21 protein-coding genes are annotated in these 20789 nt (G+C 74.4%); 10 read left to right on the top strand and 11 right to left on the bottom strand.

Features of this window, described 5'->3' with window-relative positions:
• The first annotated feature begins 169 nt into the window (after positions 1 to 169).
• Both O2W53_RS11010 and O2W53_RS11005 read left to right on the top strand, forming a co-directional pair.
• On the top strand, positions 170 to 991 hold the full coding sequence (locus tag O2W53_RS11010; protein WP_269163058.1) for a DUF1028 domain-containing protein: 822 nt from the start codon (positions 170 to 172) through the stop codon (positions 989 to 991).
• A gap of 84 nt (positions 992 to 1075) precedes the next feature.
• Complete coding sequence (locus tag O2W53_RS11005; RefSeq protein WP_269163057.1) at positions 1076 to 2464, top strand: hypothetical protein; 1389 nt, start codon at positions 1076 to 1078, stop codon at positions 2462 to 2464.
• 31 nt (positions 2465 to 2495) lie between these two features.
• Here O2W53_RS11005 and O2W53_RS11000 read toward each other — a convergent pair whose 3' ends face one another.
• The gene (locus O2W53_RS11000) at positions 2496 to 2621 is read right to left on the bottom strand and encodes a hypothetical protein (RefSeq protein ID WP_269163056.1); all 126 of its coding nucleotides are present in this window, start codon (positions 2619 to 2621) and stop codon (positions 2496 to 2498) included.
• Between the two features lie 238 nt (positions 2622 to 2859).
• Between O2W53_RS11000 and O2W53_RS10995 the strand changes: the two genes are divergently transcribed.
• The 3 genes from O2W53_RS10995 to O2W53_RS10985 all read left to right on the top strand — a co-directional run bounded on the left by O2W53_RS10995 (position 2860) and on the right by O2W53_RS10985 (position 4885).
• Entirely contained in the window at positions 2860 to 3177 is a 318-nt protein-coding gene (locus O2W53_RS10995) for a TraR/DksA family transcriptional regulator (RefSeq protein WP_269163055.1), read from the top strand.
• A gap of 26 nt (positions 3178 to 3203) precedes the next feature.
• The gene (locus tag O2W53_RS10990) at positions 3204 to 3584 is read left to right on the top strand and encodes an STAS domain-containing protein (protein ID WP_269163054.1); all 381 of its coding nucleotides are present in this window, start codon (positions 3204 to 3206) and stop codon (positions 3582 to 3584) included.
• Positions 3585 to 3682: 98 nt separating this feature from the next.
• Positions 3683 to 4885, top strand: a complete 1203-nt coding sequence (locus tag O2W53_RS10985) for a PucR family transcriptional regulator (protein ID WP_269163053.1) — start codon at positions 3683 to 3685, stop codon at positions 4883 to 4885.
• Between the two features lie 40 nt (positions 4886 to 4925).
• On the opposite strand, the gene O2W53_RS10980 is transcribed toward O2W53_RS10985, so the two are convergent.
• The 4 genes from O2W53_RS10980 to O2W53_RS10965 form a co-directional block, all read right to left on the bottom strand.
• Entirely contained in the window at positions 4926 to 6080 is a 1155-nt protein-coding gene (locus O2W53_RS10980; RefSeq protein WP_269163052.1) for an acyl-CoA dehydrogenase family protein, read from the bottom strand.
• Positions 6081 to 6147: 67 nt separating this feature from the next.
• Complete coding sequence (gene purE / locus O2W53_RS10975; RefSeq protein WP_036333774.1) at positions 6148 to 6648, bottom strand: 5-(carboxyamino)imidazole ribonucleotide mutase; 501 nt, start codon at positions 6646 to 6648, stop codon at positions 6148 to 6150.
• A gap of 9 nt (positions 6649 to 6657) precedes the next feature.
• A complete protein-coding gene (locus O2W53_RS10970) occupies positions 6658 to 7863 on the bottom strand; it encodes a 5-(carboxyamino)imidazole ribonucleotide synthase (RefSeq protein ID WP_269163051.1) in 1206 nt (401 codons plus the stop codon).
• 124 nt (positions 7864 to 7987) lie between these two features.
• Positions 7988 to 8389 carry a GtrA family protein gene (locus O2W53_RS10965; RefSeq protein WP_269163050.1) on the bottom strand — a complete coding sequence of 134 codons (402 nt, stop codon included), beginning with the start codon at positions 8387 to 8389 and terminating at the stop codon, positions 7988 to 7990.
• Positions 8390 to 8503: 114 nt separating this feature from the next.
• On the opposite strand from O2W53_RS10965, the gene O2W53_RS10960 reads away from it, so the two are divergent.
• The gene (locus O2W53_RS10960) at positions 8504 to 9001 is read left to right on the top strand and encodes a GtrA family protein (protein WP_269163049.1); all 498 of its coding nucleotides are present in this window, start codon (positions 8504 to 8506) and stop codon (positions 8999 to 9001) included.
• Between the two features lie 52 nt (positions 9002 to 9053).
• On the opposite strand, the gene O2W53_RS10955 is transcribed toward O2W53_RS10960, so the two are convergent.
• The 5 genes from O2W53_RS10955 to O2W53_RS10935 form a co-directional block, all read right to left on the bottom strand.
• Positions 9054 to 12014, bottom strand: a complete 2961-nt coding sequence (locus O2W53_RS10955) for an AAA family ATPase (RefSeq protein WP_269163048.1) — start codon at positions 12012 to 12014, stop codon at positions 9054 to 9056.
• Positions 12011 to 13159: an exonuclease SbcCD subunit D gene (locus O2W53_RS10950; RefSeq protein WP_269163047.1), complete on the bottom strand. Its 1149-nt coding sequence runs from the start codon at positions 13157 to 13159 to the stop codon at positions 12011 to 12013. The genes O2W53_RS10955 and O2W53_RS10950 overlap by 4 nt, the downstream gene beginning before the upstream one ends.
• Before the next feature lie 89 nt (positions 13160 to 13248).
• Positions 13249 to 13812, bottom strand: a complete 564-nt coding sequence (locus O2W53_RS10945) for a PH domain-containing protein (protein WP_269163046.1) — start codon at positions 13810 to 13812, stop codon at positions 13249 to 13251.
• 75 nt (positions 13813 to 13887) lie between these two features.
• Entirely contained in the window at positions 13888 to 15285 is a 1398-nt protein-coding gene (locus O2W53_RS10940; RefSeq protein WP_269163045.1) for an acyltransferase family protein, read from the bottom strand.
• Positions 15286 to 15464: 179 nt separating this feature from the next.
• Positions 15465 to 16292 (bottom strand): biotin--[acetyl-CoA-carboxylase] ligase, encoded by an 828-nt coding sequence (locus O2W53_RS10935; protein WP_269163044.1) that lies wholly within the window; start codon positions 16290 to 16292, stop codon positions 15465 to 15467.
• 20 nt (positions 16293 to 16312) lie between these two features.
• On the opposite strand from O2W53_RS10935, the gene O2W53_RS10930 reads away from it, so the two are divergent.
• The 4 genes from O2W53_RS10930 to O2W53_RS10915 are packed head-to-tail and all read left to right on the top strand — an operon-like array spanning position 16313 to position 20557.
• A complete protein-coding gene (locus O2W53_RS10930; protein WP_269163043.1) occupies positions 16313 to 17941 on the top strand; it encodes an acyl-CoA carboxylase subunit beta in 1629 nt (542 codons plus the stop codon).
• The gene (locus O2W53_RS10925) at positions 17941 to 18159 is read left to right on the top strand and encodes an acyl-CoA carboxylase subunit epsilon (protein ID WP_269163042.1); all 219 of its coding nucleotides are present in this window, start codon (positions 17941 to 17943) and stop codon (positions 18157 to 18159) included. The genes O2W53_RS10930 and O2W53_RS10925 overlap by 1 nt, the downstream gene beginning before the upstream one ends.
• Positions 18156 to 18758: a Maf family protein gene (locus O2W53_RS10920; protein ID WP_269163041.1), complete on the top strand. Its 603-nt coding sequence runs from the start codon at positions 18156 to 18158 to the stop codon at positions 18756 to 18758. Before O2W53_RS10925 ends, O2W53_RS10920 begins: the two co-directional genes overlap by 4 nt.
• A gap of 47 nt (positions 18759 to 18805) precedes the next feature.
• On the top strand, positions 18806 to 20557 hold the full coding sequence (locus tag O2W53_RS10915; RefSeq protein ID WP_269163040.1) for an acetyl/propionyl/methylcrotonyl-CoA carboxylase subunit alpha: 1752 nt from the start codon (positions 18806 to 18808) through the stop codon (positions 20555 to 20557).
• A 49-nt stretch (positions 20558 to 20606) separates the two neighbouring features.
• On the opposite strand, the gene O2W53_RS10910 is transcribed toward O2W53_RS10915, so the two are convergent.
• Positions 20607 to 20789 (bottom strand): hypothetical protein (locus tag O2W53_RS10910; RefSeq protein ID WP_269163039.1); only part of this gene is annotated, 183 nt, incomplete at its 5' end.

Below are 20789 nucleotides of genomic sequence, written 5' to 3'. Positions count from 1 at the left end.
ATCGACGTCACCGACACCGGGCTGGTGCTCCGCGAGACCGCTCCCGGCGTCACCGTCGCCGACGTCGTCGCCGCCACCGGCGCACCCCTGCAGGTCGACGGCGAGGTGCCCACCATGGGCCTGCCGGCCACCGTGTGAGGAAGCGCCCCCGGGGCAGGAACGAGAGTCGATGACCTTCTCCGTCGTCGCCCGGGACGCCGCGACGGGCGAGCTGGGCATCGCCGTCTCCTCCTGCATCCTGGCCGTCGGCCGGGCCGTGCCCACGGTCCGGCCGGGGGTCGGGGTGATCGCGGTCCAGGCGCGCAGCCGACGGGGACTGGGCACCACCCTGCTGGCCGGTCTGGCCGACGGCGCGTCACCGCAGGACCTGGTCCGCCGCGCGGCGCACGCGGCGGAGGACGCCGACCGCCAGATCGCCGTGCTCGATGCGACCGGCCGGGTGGCCGTCGACACCGGCCCGGGCTCGCTGCCCACCAGTGGCCACGTGCTGGGCGAGGGGTGCAGCGTGCAGGGCAACATGCTCGCGTCCCCCGACGTCCTGCCGGCGATGGTGCAGGCCCTCGCCGCGACCGGCGGGGCGCTGGCCGACCGGCTGATCGCCGCGCTGACCGCCGGCCAGGACGCCGGTGGCGACCTGCGTGGCCGGCAGTCCGCCGCGCTGCAGGTGGTCAGCGGCACCCCGGCCACCGAGGACGACGACGGGGTCCGGGTCGACCTGCGGGTCGACGACTCCGGGGACCCGGTCGCCCAGCTGCGGATGCTGCGCAACCTGCAGCGCGCCTACGACGAGCGCGACTACGAGACCCTCGCGGTCTTCGCGCCGGAGGGCGCCCGGGACCTGTACGCGGCACTGGCCGCCTCCCGGCGCGGCGACCGGGCCGCAGCCCGCAGCGCCCTGGAGGCCGTGCGCGCCCGCCCGGGCTGGTCGACGTGGCTGACCTCGATGGCCGGCGACTCCCGGCTGGCTGGGGTCTCCCGGCTGCTGGAATGACCCCTGCCCCCGCGCGAGCTGCCGGTTAGAGTCCGTCCAGGACGAGGTCGACAGCATGCGACTCGGTGAGGGTGGGAGCACTCAGTGGTCAGCCGAGACCAACCCGTTGCGACCGAGCGCACGGGTTCCTCGAGCGGTCGCACCAGCTGGCCCACCGCCCGGCGCCGTCTGGGTGGCTGGCTCTACCGCCCCACCCCCCGGACCCCCTGGTACGAGGGCGCCGTCGTCCTCCTGCTCTCCGCTGCGGTGGCGCTGTTCCGGCTGCCACCGGGCCGGCTGGACACGATCTGGGCAGAGGACGGCGTCGTCTTCCTGCGCCAGGCCGAGGAGAGCATGGGACTGGATCCCCTCTTCCGGCCGTACTCCGGCTACCTGCACCTGCTCCCCCGGCTGGTCGCCGAGGTCGCCAGCTGGTTGCCGCTGCACCTGGCCGGCCTCGTCTTCAGCATCTCCGCGGCGCTGGTCGTCGGGACCGCCTCCTGGTCGGTGTGGGTGTTCGGGCGGGCCCACCTGCCCTCTCCCTGGCTGCGTGGTGGCCTTGCGGCCGCCGTCGCACTGCTGCCCGCCGGTGGCCTGGAGGCCGTCGACAACGTCGCGAACAGCCACTGGTTCCTGATCTTCGCCGCCTTCTGGGCGCTCATCGGCCGGCGCCAGTCGGCCTGGGGCCACGTCCTGCCCGCCCTCATCGTGATGCTGGCCGCACTGAGCGACCCCCTCGCCGTCGTGCTCCTCCCGCTGGCGCTCGGCCGCCTGGTCCTGCTGCCCCGCCGTGAGTGGTGGGTGGCCGGGACGTACCTCGTCGCGATGACCGTCCAGCTGATCGTCGTCCTGTCCGCCGAGCGGACGACCGGCGCACGCCCGGCTGCGATGGAGATCGCCTTCGGCTACGCGCTCCGCGTGGTGTCGACCTCGATCGTGGGCAACGGGGGAACCGGGCGGGTGGTCGGCGCGGGCGGTCGTGAGCTCGTCTGGACGGTCGGGGTGGTGGTCGCGGCCGCGCTGCTCGTCGCCCTCCTGTTCTCCCGGCCCGAACGCCGTCCGCTCATCGTCACGGCGGCCGTCGCCTCGGTCGGGCTGTTCTGCGTGGAGAGCCTCTTCGCCCTCAACGTCGCGTACCCACCGGCCGGGGCGCTGGCGACCGACCTCCACCTGAGCGCGCGCTACACCATCGTGCCGTCGCTGCTGCTCTTGTCGGCGCTCGCTGTGGCTGCCCAGGGCGTCGCCGAGCGGCTGTCAGGCAGCTGGCGTGCGCTCGTCGTGGTGACCGCGCTCCTCCCCGTCGCCCTGATGGCCGGGTTCGACTACCGCGGCGAACCTGACCCGCGCGCCACCGCCCCGGAGTGGTCGGACTCGGTGGAGGAGGCGGTGCAGGAGTGCGCGGCCGGCGGCCCCGAGCAGGTGGTGGTGCTCCCCATCGCTCCCGCCGAGCCCTGGGCCGTCGAGCTGACCTGCGGGATCGTGACCGGCGGCTGACGGCCGGCCGGACCAGCGATCGCGCTGGCGATCAGCGGAGCGCGCTGCGGGCGATCACCATGCCCTGCAGCTGGTCGGTGCCCTCGTGGTGGACCTGCGGGTCGACGACTCCGGCGACCCGGTCGCGCACCAGGTCGCCCGGCCCTGGCGTGGGCACAGGGCAGCCGGCCCGGTGCCCGGAGTTGCCGATGACCGGCAACCACACCGCGATCGGGATGGCCGGTCACCGACCTGTCCCCCGTCCCGGTGTACGGGCAGGCTGACCCCAGGTCCCCAGGTGCCGGGAGCTGTCCGTGACGGCCGGCGCCTGGACGGAGGACCTGCGGGTCCCCCGTTCCTCCTCGCGCGCCCCGGTCCGGTGGGGGCGTGCTCTCCGCCGTCCCCAGGAGCAGTCCATGCGCACCACCACCACCGCCACCTCCTCCGCGACACCGGGCACCGACTCGGCGTCTTCCCGGTTGCTCCTGGAGGCCCAGCGCGCCGACTGCCTCCGTCAGCGCGAGCTCGCCCTGGCCGAGACGGTCACGTCGGTGCCCGACCCGGTCGCCCTTCGCCGGGCCGACAGCCTGCTGCGCACCATCGAGGAGATCGACGCGGCGCTGGACCGGATCGCGACCGGCACGTACGGCTCCTGCGCGCACTGCGGATCGGCCCTCCCCCCGGAGCGACTCGAGTTCCGCCCGTTCGCAGCGAGCTGCGTCTCCTGCCGGTGACCACACCGACCGCGAGGGGCCGCCCCGTGTCCGCTCCGTCCGCCGCTCGTGCCGTCCCCGACGACCAGCTGCTGTCCGTCACCGCCGTGCGCGGCGACCGGCCGGGTCGTGTCCTCGTCGACGTCACCGGCGAGGTCGACAGCACCACCGCACCGCTGCTCCGGCTGTGCCTGGACAGCCAGACCGCCCAGCAGGAGCTCCGTGAGCTCGTCGTCGACCTCGCCGAGGTCACCGTCCTGGGCCCCGCCGGCGTCACCGTGCTCACCCGGGCGCACCGTCGGTGCCGGCGGCGCGGTGCCCGGCTGGTCCTGCGGTGCGCCGGCCGGCGCACCGTCCTGGACCAGCTGCAGGTGACCCGCCTGGGCTCGCTCGTGGGCGATGCGCCCACCCTGCGACCGGACCGCTGAGACGCCGGTCGGCCCGGCGCCGCGGTCAGCCGCGGCAGGCTGGCGTTGCCGAGGTCCGGCAACGCCGGTCCGGGACGCCGGCGGGACGGAGGGGTGCGATGACCGACCGGCAGTCCGGCGACGGACCGGCGGGCGAGGACTGGCTGGACGCCGTGGCAGCGTCGGCAGCCGCCGCCTGTTCCGCCCCGGTGGACCTCCTCGGCGACTACCTGCCGATGCTGGCCGACGCGGCCATCCACGGGCGCCGTCCTGAGCCGCGGGAACTGGCTGCGGTCCGTGAGCTGGGACGGCGAGCGGCGGCCCAGGGTGTCAGTGCCCGGGGCGCGGTGGACCTCTACCTGTCCGCGTCCTGGCGGCTGTGGCGGCAGTTGCCGGCGGTGGTGCGCTCCAGTGACCCGGAGAAGGTGCGCCAGGCCGGCGAGGCGGTGCTGCGGGTCCTCGACGACGCCGTCGGGGTGCTCGTCGACGGCCACCAGTCCGAGCGGCGGGAGATGATCCGCCACGAGGAGGCGCTGCGGCGCGGGTTCGTCGACGACCTGCTCCGCGGCGACGCCGACGTCGCCCGGATGGTCCAGCGCGCCGAGCCCTTCGGCATCGACCTGGGCAAGGCCCACCACGTGGCCCTCGCCGCGGCTCGGGGGCCCGAGGGCCCGGTCGACCGTGCGGCCATCGCGCTGGAGCGGGCCGTCGTGGACCGGTTCGGCGACCGGGACGTGCTGGTCGCCACCAAGGACGCGCGGGTGGTCGTCGTCGTGCCGGCGGGTAGCGCGACCGTGACCTCCCGGGCGGTGGACCTCGGTGCGCTGATCCGTGCCCAGCTCGACCAGGTCGACGGCGGCCGGCGCTGGCGGGTGGCCGCGGGGCGCGCGTTCCCCGGCGCCTACGGCGTCGCCCGGTCCTACGAGGAGGCCCGGGAGGCCCTCGTGTTCGCCGACCGGCTCGGGCTGGACACCGACGTCGTGCACGCCCGCGACCTGCTGGTCTACCGGGTGCTGGGCCGGGACCAGGCGGCGATCGCGGACCTGGTCGATGACGTGCTCGGCCCGCTGCAGCGCAGCCGCAACGGCGCGGGCGTGTTGCTGGAGACCCTGCAGGCGTACTTCGAGGCCGGGGACGTCGCCACCGAGGCCGCCCAGCGGTTGCACGTCTCGGTGCGCACCGTCACCTACCGGCTGGCCCGGGTCGCCGAGCTCAGCGGCTACAGCGTCGGGCGGCCCGACCAGCGGCTGTCCCTGCACGCCGCCGTGCTGGGCGCCCGCCTGCTGGAGTGGCCGGCCAGGCCACTGCCACTGGACACCTGACCCGGACCCGAACTGAGCTGCAGGGACGCCGGTCGACGTCCTACCTCAGGAGGCTCCGGGCGATCACCATGCGCTGCACCTGGTTGGTGCCCTCGTAGATCTGGGTGATCTTGGCGTCGCGCATCATCCGCTCGACCGGGAAGTCCTGGGTGTAGCCGGCCCCGCCGAAGAGCTGGACGGCGTCGGTGGTCACCTGCATGGCGGTGTCGGAGGCGAAGGCCTTGGCCGCAGCGGAGACCCGGGTGACGTCGGCGCGCCCCTGCTCACCGGCGGCAGCTGCCACGTACACCAGGTGCCGCGCTGCCTGGATCTTCATGTCCATGTCGGCGAGCATGAACTGGACGCCCTGGAAGTCGCTGACCGCGGAGCCGAACTGGCGGCGGTCCTTGGTGTAGGCGATCGCGGCGTCCAGTGCCCCCTGGGCGACCCCGACCGCCTGGGCCCCGATGGTCGGCCGGGTGAAGTCCAGCGTCCGCAGCGCCGTCTTGAACCCGGTGCCGGGCTCCCCCACGATCCGGTCGGCGGGGATGGTGCAGTCGGTGAAGTAGAGCTCGCAGGTGGGCGAGCCCTTGATGCCCATCTTCTTCTCCTTGGGGCCCACGGCGAAGCCCGGGTCGTCGCGGTGCACGACGAAGGCGGAGATGCCGTTCGCGCCCTTCTCCGGGTCGGTGACGGCCATGACCGTGAACCACTCCGAGACGCTGGCGTTGGTGATCCACGCCTTGGTGCCGTTGAGCACCCAGCTGTCGCCCTCGAGCCTGGCCCGGGTCCGCATCGCCGCCGCATCGGAGCCGGCCTCGCGCTCGGAGAGCCCGTAGCTGATCATCGCGTCGCCGGCGGCGATCGAGGGCAGCACCCGCTGCTTGAGGTCCTCGGACGCCGACAGGATCACCGGGACCGAGCCGAGCTTGTTCACCGCGGGGATCAGCGATGCGCTGACGTCGACCCGGGCGACCTCCTCGATCACGATGCAGGTGGCGATCGCGTCGGCGCCCTCACCGCCGTAGGACTCCGGCACGTGCGTGGCGTGGAAGCCCGCCGCGGTGAGCGCCTTCTGCGCCTCCACCGGGTAGCGCGAGTCGGCGTCCACCTCCGCGGCGAAGGGGGCGATCTCCCGTTCGGCGATCTCGCGGACCGCCTCCCGGACAGCCTCGTGCTCCTCGGTCAGCGCGTACAGCCCGGCGTTGTTACCCACCAGTAGATGCTAAGCCCGGCCGAGCCGCCCAGGGAAGCGACTCACCCCACGGCGGGGTGGTGATCGGTCAGGGTGCGATCCGCTGCTGCAGCGCGTCGTCCCGGGCGACGACCGACGCCGCCAGGTCCGCCTGGAACCGCTCCACGGCGGCGCGCAACCGGTCGTCGCCGGCCGCCAGGATGCGCACCGCCAGCAGGCCGGCGTTGCGCCCGCCGCCGATCGACACCGTCGCCACTGGGACGCCGGCCGGCATCTGCACGATCGACAACAGGCTGTCCAGCCCGTCCAGCCGGTCCAACGGCCGGGGCACACCGATCACCGGCAGCGGCGTCGCAGCGGCGACCATCCCGGGCAGGTGCGCTGCTCCCCCGGCGCCGGCGATCACCACCCGCAGGCCCCGTCCCGCGGCGGACTCGGCGTAGTCGAGCATCCGCCGCGGGGTGCGGTGCGCGGAGACGACGTGCGCCTCCCACGGGACGTCGAACTCGGCCAGCGCCTGGGCGGCGGGCTCCATCATCGGCCAGTCGGAGTCGCTGCCCATGACGATGCCGACGATCGGGTCGCTCACGGCCACTCCTCAGTGCTCGGTGTCGAAGGCGAACGCGGGGTCGACGACGCCGTCGGCCAGGTAGCGGGCGGCAGCCACCGCGCGGGCCCGCACCTCGGCCAGGTCCTCGCCCAACGCGGTGACGTGACCGAGCTTGCGGCCCCGCCGCTGGCCCTTGCCGTACCAGTGCAGCTTCACGTCGGGCCAGTGCGCCATCAGGTGGTGGACCCGCTCGTCCAGACCCGGCCCGGACCAGTCGTCGGCCGCGGTCGCACCGCCGAGCACGTTGGCCATGACGACCACCGGCGCGGTCATCGCCGTCGACCCCAGCGGGTAGTCCAGGACGGCGCGCAGGTGCTGCTCGAACTGGCTCGTCCGGGCGCCCTCGATGGTCCAGTGCCCGGAGTTGTGCGGGCGCATCGCCAGCTCGTTGACCAGGACCCCGTCGGCGGTCTCGAACAGCTCCACGGCCAGCATGCCCACCACCCCGAGCCGGTCGGCGATCCGGACGGCGAGCTCCTGGGCGGCGGTGGCCAGCTCCTCGGACAGGCCGGGGGCAGGCGCCAGCACCTCGTTGCAGACGCCGTCCCGCTGGATCGTCTCGACGACCGGCCACACCGCGACCTGGCCGAACGGGGACCGGGCGACCTGCGCCGACAGTTCGCGGACCATGCCCACCCGCTCCTCGGCGAGCAGGGTGCCGTGCCGCTCGAGGAGGTCGGCGACCTGGTCGGGGCCGGAGACGACGAACACGCCCTTGCCGTCGTAGCCGCCGCGGGGGGTCTTCAGCACCACCGGCCAGCCGACGCCGTCGGCGAAGGCGGTCACGTCGTGCACCGTGCGGACCTCGGCCCAGGCCGGCTGCGGTTCCCCTGCCTCGGCCAGTGCCCGGCGGAGCACCAGCTTGTCCTGGGCGTGCACCAGGGCAGCGGGGCCGGGGGCGACCCGGTGGCCGTCGGCCTCCAGTGCGCGCAGGTGCTCGGTCGGGACGTGCTCGTGGTCGAAGGTGACCACGGTGGCGCCCGCGGCGAGGCGCCGGAGGTCGGCGAGCTCGTTGTGGTCGCCGAGCTGGACGTCGGCGGCCACGAGGGCCGCGGACTCGGCCGGGTCGGCGGCCAGCACCCGGAGCGACTGGCCCAGCGCGATCGCCGCCTGGTGCGTCATCCGGGACAGCTGACCCCCGCCGACCATGGCTACGACCGGGAGTCCGGTGCGGCGGTCTGTGGGAGTGCCCATGGTGCCCGGAAGGCTAGATCGCTCGTCCACCCGGCACGCCTCCGGGGTCGCCGGCCCGGTGATCCGGGGCCGACCAGCTGCCCCGGGGCTCCGGCGGGTCCGCGGGACCGGCGTCCCGGCCCGCTCAGGAACGGAAGACCCAGTGGCGGTAGGCGAAGAAGTTCAACCCGGTGAGCAGCGCCACCGCGATCACCTTGGCCAGCACCGCCGGGAGGCCGACCGCCACCAGGCCGGTGACGATCCCCAGGTTGGCGAGGTAGTTGAGCACCACCAGCAGGCCGTACCGGAGCAGCTGGCGGGTGCCGTCGGTGCGGACACCGAAGGTGAAGTACTTGTTGGCCAAGAAGTTGACCACGAAGCTCAGCCAGAAGCCCGCCGTCGTGGCCAGCCACAGCGGCCGCCCCGCGACGTCGTAGAGGAGCCACAGGGTCCCGGCGTCCACGACGAGGCTCAGCAACCCGACGCCGACGTAGCGGACCATCGTGGGCGAGATCCGCGGGAGCCGGGTGGGGGGTGGAACGGTCACGTGGGCACGCTAGTGCAGCGCAGTGCTGCCTCCCGTCAGGCCGCAGGCGACCCGGCGCACCAGCGCGCCGGCGCAGCGCAGGCCCCGATTCCGCGGGCCTCCTAGGCTGGAGGCATGTCCTTCGACCCACCGGGTGGCCGCCTGCGCAGAGGGTGGCGGCTGCTGCTGAAGGAGTTCAGCGCGTTCGGCGTCGTGGGTGGGATCTGCTTCTTCATCGACATCGGCTTGTTCCAGCTGCTCTACGCGCACCTGGGCGCGGGCGCCGTCACGGCCAAGCTGGGCTCGACCCTGGTCTCGATGACGGTGGCCTACCTCGGGCACCGTTACTGGTCGTTCGCCCATCGGGCGCGCACCGGGGTGGGGCGGGAGTACGCGCTCTTCGCCATGATCAACGGCGCGACGCTGCTGCTCGGGCTGGGCATCGTCGCCGCGGTCCGGTACGGCCTCGACCAGGAGAGCGCCCTGGTGATGCAGGCCGCGAACATCGCCTCCATCGTCCTCGGCACCGCCATCCGGTACCTCTCCTACCGTCGCTGGGTGTTCCCGGCCCTCGACTCCGTCCACGCCCGCACCGACCCACGTCAGCCGCTGCTCAGCGACGGCGCCGTCTGACCGGGTCCACCCAGACCTGACCGGCCCGCGAGCCGGTCAGCCCGCGAGCCGGTCAGCTCGCGAGCCGGGAACCCTCCCGGCTCGCGATCACCTCCAGGCGGCTGCTGATCCTGGTCCGCAGCTCCTCGACGTGGCTGATCACGCCGACGGTCCGGCCGCCCCGGCGCAACTCGTCCAGGACGGTCATCACCGCGTCCAGCGACTGCGGGTCCAGGGTGCCGAAGCCCTCGTCGACGAAGAGCGTGTCGATCCGGACCCCACCGCTCTCGGCCGAGACGACGTCGGCCAGGCCCAGGGCGAGGGCCAGGGAGGCCATGAAGCTCTCCCCGCCGGAGAGCGTCTTCGTCGGCCGCCGCGCGCCGGTGTACTCGTCGAGCACGTCCAGTCCCAGCCCGCCCCGGGCCCCGTGCCGGCCCTGGGCGTCGCTGTGCAGGAACGTGTACCGGCCACCGGACATGTCCCGAAGCCGCCGACTGGCCACGGCCGCGACCTGCTCCAGCCGGGCGGCGAGCACGAAGGACTGCAGCCGCATCCGCAGGGTGTTGGATCCGCGGCCGTTGACCAGGTCGGCGAGCGCGGTGACCTGCTCGGCGTGGGCCCGGCGCTCGTCCAGCTCCACCTCTATCTCGGTGAGGTCGGCGGTCAGCGACTCCAGGGCGTCCGCGCAGCGGCGCACCTCGGCCAGCGAGCCCACGGCGGCCTCCCGGGTGCGGGTCGCGCCGCGGCAGCTGTCGGTCAGCGCGTCCAGGTCCGGCCGGGGTGCGAGGTCGGCCAGCTCCGGTTCGGCGAGCGTCGCGGTGACCACCGACCACCGCTGGTCGTGCTCGGCCACCCGCCGGCCGGCCGACGCGGCGGTGGCCCGGTCCAGCAGGGCGTCCGCGGCGGCCAGCAGATCGGGGAACCCGGCGTCGGCGACGCGTTCCTCGGCGAGCCGGCGAGCTGCTTCGGCCGCCGTGCGGGCGCGCAGTTCGGCGCCCTCGGCCTCCACGAGCGCCTCGCACCGTTCGGCCTCGGTGGTGAGGCGGGTGATCCGGGGGGCGATGCCCTGGTCCTCCCCCTGTGCGGCGCGCAGCCGCTGCTGCAGCGCGGCGAGCGTCTCCTGCGCCGCGGCGCGCTCGGCGGTCAGCCGCGCCAGCTCCTCACGGGCCGTGGCGGCGGCCGCCAGCGCGGCGTCCCGCTGGGCCGCCAGCGCGGTCAGCGCCCGGCGTGCGCCGTCCAGGGCCCCGGCCGCGGTGCGCGCCCGCGCCTCCTGGTGAGCGGCCTCGGCGAGGGCGGCCTCCTTGTCGGCCAACGGCTCCGGCCCGGCCTGGGCACGGAGCACCGCGAGCTCCCGATCGGTCTCCTCGAGAGCGGTGCGCAGGACGGTGAGCCGGGCCTCGCTCTCCTCCGCGGCCGCGCGGGCGGCGTCCTCGTCGGCCTGGGTCACCACGGTGCCGTCGTGCTGGGCCAGCCGGGGGTGCTCCAGCGCACCGCACACCGGGCAGTCCTGGCCGTCGGCCAGGCCGGCGGCCAACTCGGCGGCCATCCCGTCCAGCCGCCGGGTGCGCAGGTCGCCCCACGTCTCCCGGGCGTCCAGCCAGGCCTCCCGGGCGGCGTCGACGTCGCTGCGCTGCTGCTCCCGCCGGCCGGCCAGCGAGCCGGCGGCCCGTGCCGCGGCGAGGGCGGTGCGGCGGCCCTCGAGCACGGCGGTCAGCCCGGGCAGGCTCGACGCCGCCTCCGCGGCCTCACCGACCCGGGCCTCCTGCTCGGCCAGCCGCGTCGGCCACTCCTGGGCGGTCGCCTCGTCCTGGGCGCAGCGCGTCTGCAGCGTCTCGACCCGGCGCGTGGCCTCGCCGACCTCGCGGGCCAGTGCGGCGGCGCGGTCGACGTCGGGCAGCAGGGCCCGCAGCGCCGCGACCTCGTCGCGCAGGGCCCGCGCCAGCACGGTGTCGGCCGGGCGGCCGGCGGCCACCTCCGTCCAGCGGTGGCGGACCGACTCCAGGTGCGCCGCGGCGCCCTCGGCGTCCAGCGCCGCCCGACCGGCCGCCTCCAGCACGTCCCGCACCGGCTCTGCCCGGCCGCCCGCGTCCAGCGCCGCACGGAGGGGCACCAGCTCGGCCTCCTCGGCCTGCAGCCGGCCGAGCTCGGCCCGCGCCCGGTCACGCCGGGTGTGCCGGTCGACCTCGGCCCGGGCGGCGGCCAGCACGGCGTCGACCCGCTCGACCTCGGCGGCCGCCCGCTCGGCCTCGACCTCCTGATCGGCCCGCCGGCTGGCGACCTCCGCCCGGACGCGCTGCACCCAGGCGCCGGCCGAGGCGTGCGGCGCGGCACCGACCAGCTCCGGGGCCAGCTCCTCGGGCACGTCGACGTCGGCGACCTGCGCCACCCGGGCGAGCAGCGTGCTGGCCCGCAGTCGCGCCTCGTCCCACTGCCCCCTGGCGACGGACCGCTGGTCGGCGAGCCACTCCTCGACCCGGGCGAAGCGCCCGACGTCGAAGAGGGTGCGGAGCAGCCGGCCGCGGTCCTCCGGCTCGGCCCGGAGGAACCGCGCGAAGTCGCCCTGCGGGAGCAGCACCACCTGGCAGAACTGCTCGGCCGAGAGACCCAGCCGGCTGCGCAGGTGCTCGGAGCCCTCGTCGATCCGGGTGCTGACCGGCTCCCAGCCGGCCGCCGTCCAGCGCTGCACGGTGAGCTTGGCCTGCTCGGTCGTCCAGCCGGTGCCGCGCCGCTTGGGCCGCTGCTGCTCGGGCCGGCGGGTGACCAGCAACCGCTCCCCGCCGAGGGTGACCTCGCACTCCACCTCGGTGCGGACCTGCTCGGCGGCGTGGTCGCTGCGCAGCCGCTTCTCCTCGCCCCGGGCTCCCGGGACGGTGCCGTAGAGGGCATACACCACCGCGTCGAGCAGCGTCGTCTTGCCGGCGCCGGTCGGGCCCCAGAGCAGGAACAGCCCGTCCCGGCCCACGTCGTCCAGGTCGACCTCGACCCGGTCGGCGAACGGCCCGAAGGCGCTCAGCGAGAGGGTGTGGACCCTCATGCCAGCGCCTCCTCGTGCGCAGCCGCGGCCAGCGCGCGGCCCAGCAGCTCGAGCTCGGCCGGGGTGGCGCCCACCGTGCGGACGTGGGAGACGAACTCCCCGGCGACCTCCAGGTCACTGCGGCCGGCCAGCCGCTCGGTGTAGCTGCGCTGGTCGCCGGCCGCGCCCGTGCCGGCCCACTCCAGGTGCACGGCGTGCGGGAAGCGGCCCTGCAGCTGGCGCATCGGGTCGGCCGGCCGGATCGCGTCGGTGAGCTGGGCGGAGACGAAGTGCTCGGTCACCGCCGCCAGCTCCGGATCGGCGAGCAGCTCGGCGAGCTCGCCGCGCAGCACGGTCAGCGGCCGGGGCGTCGGGAGCGGGACCGGCCGCACCTCGGCCAGCCCGGAGGCGTCGAGGTCGACCAGCCAGGCCTGCTTCTGCTGACCGGCCTCGCCGAAGGAGTAGGCGAGCGGCGAACCGCTGTAGCGGATCCGGTCGCTGAGCGACTGCGGCCGGTGCAGGTGGCCCAGGGCGACGTAGTCGACTCCGTCGAAGACCGCGGCAGAGACCAGGTCGACCCCGCCCACGCAGATGTCCCGCTCGCTCTCACTGGGGAGCCCGCCGCCGACGAAGGCGTGCGCCAGCACGACCGACCGGGTGCGCGGGCGGAGGAACAGGTCGGCCCGGACCCGGTCCATCGCCGCGCCCACGACCGCCTCGTGGCCACGGGCGTCGGGCAGCCCCAGTTCGTGCCGGGCCACCTCCGGCTCGAGGTAGGGCAGGCCGTAGACCGCGACGTCACCGTGCTCGTCGTGCAGGAGCACCGGCTCGTCGAGCGCCGGGGTGAGCGCCCGGACGTGCACCCCGGATCGGGCCAGCAGCCCGGCACCGAACCCGAGTCGCCGGGCCGAGTCGTGGTTGCCGGGGGTGAGGACCACCTGGGCGCCCGCGCTGCGCAGCCGCATCAGCACCCGGTCCAGCACACCGGTGGCGTCCGCCGAGGGGACGGCGCGGTCGTAGACGTCGCCGGCGACCAGGACCACGTCGACGGACTCCGCGCGGACGACGTCGGCCAGCACGCCCAGCACCTGCTCCTGCTCGGCGAGCAGGTCGGTGCCGTGCAGAGAGCGGCCGATGTGCCAGTCCGAGGTGTGCAGCAGCCGCATGCCCGGGACGTTAGGTGGCCCCTCCGACAGAAACGTCCAGGCACGCCGTGACGGACCGGTCCGGCAGGCGCCGGGGGTACTCGTACGGCTCAGAACTGCTGGGTCGGGTGCGTGTCCCCCCGGTGGTACTCGCCCAGGTACGCGGCGCTCTCCCGGGCCCGCCGGTCGGCGTCCTCCTCGACGAGCTGGTTGAGCAGCTGCTGCACCCCCTCGCTGTCCGGGATCGCCCGGAACACGGTCGGGCCGCCCTCGCCCGCCGTCTCGATCGAGACGGTGCCGGAGTTGACCAGCCGCTCCCCCAGGGTCTGCCGGTAGGAGACGTCGGTGATCCGCGACAGTCCGATGTCCCGGCCGTGCCGGGCCAGGATGCCGACCCGGTACAGCAGCCGGTGCGTGGTGATCACGTAGTGCGTGGTGCGCCAGCGCAGCAGCGGGGCGACGACCAGCAACACCGCGAGGACGACGGCGACGCCGACGACGACCAGCCGGTACGTCCCCTGCTGGTCCCCCGCGGGGACGACGGCGGCGCCGAAGGAGGCCAGTCCGACCAGCGCCAGGAACGCCACGATCGGCCAGAAGACGGTCAGCCAGTGCGGGTGCAGGTGGCGGACGACCTCCTCGTCGCCGGCCAGGACCTTGTCCGGATAGGCCATGAGGACAGGATGGTGCACCAGCGCCTCGCCGTCACCGCTCTGCGCGCGCGTGTCGGGCCGACCGGCGACCGGCGATCAGATGGCGACCTGGGCCGGCAGGCAGTCGGTCTGCGACTCCACCGGAGCCGCCCGTCGGGGGCTCGGCACCGACGGCACGGCCGCCGAGACCGAGGTCCGGAGTCCCTGCGGCAGGCTCGGGTCGACCTGCGCGGCGGCGACCGCGTGCAGCCGCGCGCGAGGGACCGCGGGCGACACGCGCCCCGCAGCCGCGACCCGGACCTGCGGTCTGGCCGCCGGCCGCCGGGTCGGCCGGAGCAGACCCACCAGGGCTCGGCGCGCCGGCTCCTCCACGAGGTGGTGGAGCGCCGCACTGACCGGCAGCGTCGCGAGCAGCAGGAACGGCATCCCCAGGGCGATCGCCGGGGTCATCACCCACCGCTGGGCGGGGTCCTGCCACAGGACGGTGCACATCACGTCCAGGAGCAGGTAGTGCGTCAGGTACAGGCAGTAGGAGATCCTGCCGCCGTAGACGAGGGCAGGGGTCGCGAGCACCCGGGCCGGTCCCCGGGTGGTCAGGGCGAGCCCGGCGATGAGCCCGGGGAAGGCCAGCACGCCCACCTGCGAGTAGTCGGCCAGCTCGCCGCCACGCCGCCAGCTGGCCCAGAAGCAGAGCATGACGAGCAGGAAGATGCTGGCGACCGAGAGGGCCAGGCCGATCGACTCCGTGCGCGCGCTCGGCCGCACGTCCCGCAGGGCGAGCGCCACGAACACCCCGGCGAGGAAGCCGCAGGCGATCCGGAGGACCCAGCTCGAGTCGACGTCCATCGGCCCGGTCCGGTAGGCGATGAGGGCCAGCGGCACGACCGCCGCGTGGGCCAGCCCGAGGTTGACCACCGGGTGCAGGTGGCGCAGCGGGCGCAGCAGCACGGCGAGCACGGGGAACGCGAGGTAGGCGGTCCACTCGGCACTGATGGACCATCCGGGCGCCACGAAGCTGGCGCCCACCATGTTCGGCATGCCCCACATCTGGGTCATGCTCAGCTGGCGGGCGATCGCCTCCACCGACACCTCGGGGTGGACCGTGTAGACGTCCGCGGTCCGGCCGCTGGCCCGCACCAGGAACAGCCAGCCACCCATCAGCACCGTCACCAGCGCCCAGGCGGGCCAGACCCGCGCGAACCGGTTGAACAGGAACCGACCGACCGTGCGCGGGGTCGGACGACGGCCGCACTCGTCGAGGTAGCCGCGGGCCAGCAGGAAGCCGCTGAGGATGAAGAAGAGCTCCACCCCGATCCAGCCCGCCCCGAGGACCGCCCGCACGAACACGAACTGGTCGGTGTACGGGGTCAGGAAGACGCCGAAGTGGACCAGCACCACCCAGCCGGCCGCGACGATGCGCAGACCGGTCAGGGCACGGATCTCGGTCTGCCCGGTGCGGGCTGCGGCCGGGGAGGCATGCGCTGGAGTTGGCACTGGCGTCCTTCGTTCATGGTCGACCTCAGCTGGGAAGTCCGTGAACGGAAAGTTATCGACCGATGACGCCGAGTTGAGTCGACGACACCACCAAGTGCCCTGCGTCTGTTGTGCGAAGCCGACAAGTCGGCACACCTGTCACACCAGCCCCCGGGCCCGGCGGACCAGGTCCGGCACCGTCACCGCCCGCGCACGTGTCGGACGTCGCCGGAGGCGAGCTCCAGGACCCCGGCGTCGGTGCGGACGACGAGCCGACCGTCCCAGTCCACTGCCTCGGCGACCCCGTCGAGCATCGAGCCGTCGGGCATCGTCACGGCGACGGCGGCCCCCACGGTGCTGCACCAGGCCAGGTAGTCCTGGGCGAGGCCGGAGGAGACCGGGTCACCCAGCACCTGCGACCAGCGGGCGTAGCGCTGCTCCAGGGTCCGCAGGAAGGCCAGCAGCACCGCCGGCCGGTCGATCGACTCGCCCCGCACCAGCTCCAGGGAGGTGCCGGTGTCGGGCAGCTCGTCGGTACGGGTCGAGACGTTGAGCCCGACGCCCACCACCACGGCGTTGCCCGAGCTCTCGGCCAGGATGCCGGCCAGCTTCCGGCCGTCGGCTGCGAGCAGGTCGTTGGGCCACTTCAGCGAGGTCCGGACGCCGGCCACCTCCCCGACCGCCTCGGCCAGCGCCACCCCGGTCAGCAGCGAGAGCCAGGCCCGCCGGGCCGCCGGGACGTCGGGCCGCAGCAGCACCGAGACCGTCAGCCCCGCCCGCGGCGGGGAGACCCAGGTGCGGTCCAGCCGTCCGCGCCCGGCCTCCTGGTGCTCGGCCACCAGCACCAGCCCCTGGGCAGCGCCGTCGGCCGCCCGGGCGACCAGCTCGGCGTTCGTCGACCCGATCGCCTCGACCACCTCGACCGCCCGCCACAGACCGCTGCCGGGGGTGAGGGCGGCGGTCAGCGCGGCGGCGTCGAGGCCCGGCCGGTCGGCGGGAGGAGCTGCGGTGCGGGGGCTGTCGGGCACGTCACCTACGCTACGGCGCTGTGAGTGCCGCCGAACTGGAGAGCGCGGGAGAACCCGTCCCCGCCGACCTCGACCTGCACACCACCGCCGGCAAGCTGGCCGACTTCGAGCGGCGGGTGGAGGAAGCGACGCACGCCGGGTCGCAGCGGGCGGTCGACAAGCAGCACGCCGCCGGGAAGATGACCGCCCGGGAGCGGATCGAGGCGCTGCTGGACCCGGGCTCGTTCACCGAGCTCGACGAGTTCGCCCGGCACCGCTCCAGCAACTTCGGCATGGACGCCAAGCGGCCCTTCGGGGACGGCGTCGTCACCGGGTACGGCACGGTCGACGGCCGGCCGGTCTGCGTCTTCTCCCAGGACGTCACCGTGTTCGGCGGCAGCCTCGGCGAGGTCTACGGCGAGAAGATCGTCAAGGTGCTGGACCTGGCCATGCGCAACGGCTGCCCGGTCATCGGCATCAACGAGGGCGGTGGCGCCCGGATCCAGGAGGGCGTGGTCTCCCTCGGCCTCTACGCCGAGATCTTCCGGCGCAACGTGCACGCCTCCGGGGTCATCCCGCAGATCTCCCTGGTGATGGGCGCCGCCGCCGGAGGCCACGTCTACTCCCCCGCGCTCACCGACTTCATCGTCATGGTCGACAAGACCAGCCAGATGTTCATCACCGGCCCCGACGTGGTGAAGACGGTGACCGGGGAGGACGTGACGCTGGAGGAGCTCGGCGGCGCCCGCACCCACAACACCAAGTCCGGCGTCGCGCACTACCTGGCCGAGGACGAGGCCGACGCGCTGGACTACGTGAAGGCCCTGCTGTCGCACCTGCCCAGCAACAACCTCGACCCCCTGCCGGCGGTCGAGGTCGCCCCGGTCGACATCGCCCTCCCCGAGGCGCTCACCGACGACGACCGCGAGCTGGACACCTTCATCCCGGACTCGCCGAACACGCCCTACGACATGCACACCGTTCTCGAGCACGTGCTCGACGACGGGGAGTTCCTCGAGGTCCAGGCGCTGTTCGGCCCCAACATCCTCACCGGCTTCGGGCGGGTCGAGGGCCGCCCGGTCGGCGTCGTGGCCAACCAGCCCACCCAGCTCGCCGGCACGCTGGACATCGACGCCAGCGAGAAGGCCGCGCGCTTCGTGCGCACCTGCGACGCCTTCAACATCCCGGTGCTCACCTTCGTCGACGTCCCCGGGTTCCTGCCCGGCACCTCGCAGGAATGGGACGGGATCATCCGCCGGGGCGCCAAGCTGATCTACGCCTACGCGGAGGCGACCGTCCCGAAGATCACCGTGATCACCCGCAAGGCCTACGGCGGTGCGTACGACGTGATGGGCTCCAAGCACCTGGGGGCCGACGTCAACCTGGCCTGGCCGACCGCGCAGATCGCGGTGATCGGTGCGCAGGGGGCCGTCGGCATCCTCTACCGCAAGGAGCTGGCCGCGGCCGAGGACCCGGAGTCGCTGCGCGCCGAGCTGGTCACCGACTACGAGGACACGCTGGCCAACCCCTACATCGCCGCCGACCGCGGGTACGTCGACGCGGTGATCCCGCCCTCGCACACCCGCGTCCACGTCGTCCGGGCGCTGCGGCTGCTGGCCAACAAGCGCCAGACCCTGCCCGCCAAGAAGCACGGGAACATCCCCCTCTGATGACCGAACAGATCCAGCCTCCACTGCTGCAGGTGGTCCGCGGCGAGCCGAGTGCCGAGGAGCTCGCCGCACTGACCGTCGTCGTCGCGGCCCTGTCCCAGCGCCGTCCCCGTCGGCGTCCCACCCCGGTCGGGGCCTGGATCGAGCGGGCCGACGTGCTGCGCCGGCCGCTGCTGGCCGGCCCCGGTGGCTGGCGCGCCTCGGGGCGGGCGTCATGAGCCGCCGCCTCGTGCTCGCCTCCCAGTCCCCGGCCCGGTTGCAGCTGATGCGCCAGGCGGGGCTGAACCCCGAGGTGGTGGTCAGCGGCGTCGACGAGACGGCGGTGACCGCGCCCCGGGTCGGTGAACTGGTCGCCCTGCTGGCCGCGGCCAAGGCCGCAGCCGTCGCCAAGGACCAGACCGACGCGGTGGTGATCGGCGCCGACTCGGTGCTCGAGTTCCGCGGCCAGGCGCTCGGCAAGCCGTCCGACACCGCCGATGCGCGGGCCCGCTGGCAGCGGATGGGCGGGCGCAGCGGCGTGCTGCACACCGGGCAGGCGGTCTTTGACGTGCGAGACGGCGGCGTGGCCCAGCGGGACGTCGGCGTCTCCTCCACCGTGGTGCACTTCGCCACGCCGTCACCGGCGGAGCTGGAGGCCTACCTCGCCACCGGTGAACCGCTGGGCGTGGCCGGCGCGTTCACCCTCGACGGGCTGGGCGCACCGTTCGTCCGCCGGATCGAGGGCGACCCCTCCGCGGTGCTCGGCCTCTCACTGCCGCTGCTGCGCACCCAGCTCGCCAAGCTCGGCCTGGCGATCACCGACCTCTGGCGACGCTGACCACCCGGCACCCGTCAGCCCGCCCCGCCACTCAAGGGAGAACCAACGTGCAGAAGGTCCTGATCGCCAACCGCGGGGAGATCGCGGTGCGGGTGGCGCGCGCCTGCCGGGACGCCGGGCTGACCAGCGTCGCGGTGTACGCCGAGCCCGACCGGGACGCCCTGCACGTGCGCGCCGCCGACGAGGCCTTCGCCCTCGGCGGGAACACCCCGGGCGAGTCCTACCTGGTGATCGACAAGATCATCGACGCAGCCCACCGGTCCGGCGCGGACGCCGTGCACCCCGGCTACGGCTTCCTGTCGGAGAACGCCGACTTCGCGCAGGCGGTCCTCGACGCCGGGCTCACCTGGATCGGCCCCTCACCGCAGGCGATCATCGACCTCGGCGACAAGGTCGCCGCCCGGCACATCGCCACCCGCGCCGGCGCCCCGCTGGTGCCCGGCACCAAGGACCCGGTGGCGGACGCCGACGAGGTGGTCGCCTTCGCCCAGGAGCACGGCCTGCCGGTGGCGATCAAGGCCGCCTTCGGCGGCGGCGGCCGCGGCCTCAAGGTGGCCCGCACCCTCGAGGAGATCCCCGAGCTGTTCGACTCCGCGGTGCGCGAGGCCGTCTCGGCGTTCGGCCGCGGCGAGTGCTTCGTCGAGCGGTTCCTGGACAAGCCGCGGCACGTGGAGGCGCAGGTGCTGGCCGACACGCACGGCACCGTGATCGTGGTCGGCACCCGGGACTGCTCGCTGCAGCGGCGCAACCAGAAGCTGGTCGAGGAGGCGCCGGCGCCGTTCCTCACCGACGAGCAGCGGGAGCGGATCCACTCCTCGGCCAAGGCGATCTGCGCCGAGGCCGGCTACGTCGGCGCCGGGACCGTGGAGTACCTGGTCGGCACCGACGGCTCGATCTCCTTCCTGGAGGTCAACACCCGGCTGCAGGTCGAGCACCCGGTCAGCGAGGAGACCTCCGGGATCGACCTGGTGCGCCAGCAGTTCCGGATCGCCGAGGGCCTGCCACTGGAGATCACCGAGGACCCCACCCCGCGCGGGCACAGCATCGAGTTCCGGATCAACGCCGAGGACGCCGGCCGCAACTTCATGCCGGCTCCCGGTCCGGTGACCCGGCTGGAGATCCCGCAGGGCCCGGGTGTGCGCTGGGACTCCGGGGTCGAGACCGGCGGCGAGGTGGCCGGTGCGTTCGACTCGATGCTGGCCAAGCTCATCGTCACCGGCGCGACCCGCACCGAGGCCCTGCAGCGGGCCCGCCGCGCGCTGGACGAACTGGTCGTGGAGGGCATGCCGACCGTCGTCCCGTTCCACCGCGCGGTGGTCGCCGACGAGGCCTTCACCAGCGAGCCGTTCACGGTGCACACGCGCTGGATCGAGACCGAGTGGGACAACCAGGTGCAGCCGTACGGCCCCGCGGCGGAGACCGACGAGGCCGAGCCGCGGCAGACCGTCGTGGTGGAGGTCGGCGGCCGCCGGCTGGAGGTGTCGCTGCCCGCCGGGCTGGCCGCGGGTGGGCCGGCGCCGGCCGCGGGTGCAGCCAAGCCGCGCAAGCGCAGCGGGGGTGGCGGGTCGGCCGCGTCGGGTGACTCCCTCACCGCGCCGATGCAGGGCACGATCGTCAAGGTCGCGGTGGCCGACGGCGACACCGTCGCCGCCGGTGACCTGGTGGTCGTGCTGGAGGCGATGAAGATGGAGCAGCCGATCGTGGCGCACCAGGCCGGCACGGTGTCCGGGCTGGCCGCCGAGGTGGGCGCCAGCGTGACCAGCGGCGCCGTCCTCTGCACGATCAACGCCGGGGACTGATCCCGGCCGGCACGCTCGCCGAGCCGACCGGGCTCACAGCTCGAGTCGATCAGGTCGTGCTGATCGTCCGGCAGCCGAGGAGCGAGTTCTGGGACGGGACGTCCACGTCGATCGCGAACACGCACACCCGGTGCGCCCCCGGCGCCACCGTCGTGGACCACGCGAAGCCGTGCGCGGACCCCGCACCGGAGAACGCCGCACCGATGTCCGGCCGCGACCGGTCAGCCGTCAA

Source organism: Modestobacter sp. VKM Ac-2978 (assembly GCF_026968025.1).
Lineage (GTDB): Bacteria > Actinomycetota > Actinomycetes > Mycobacteriales > Geodermatophilaceae > Modestobacter.
Note: the sequence above shows the minus strand (reverse complement) of the source record. Positions and strands in the feature narration are given on the sequence as shown.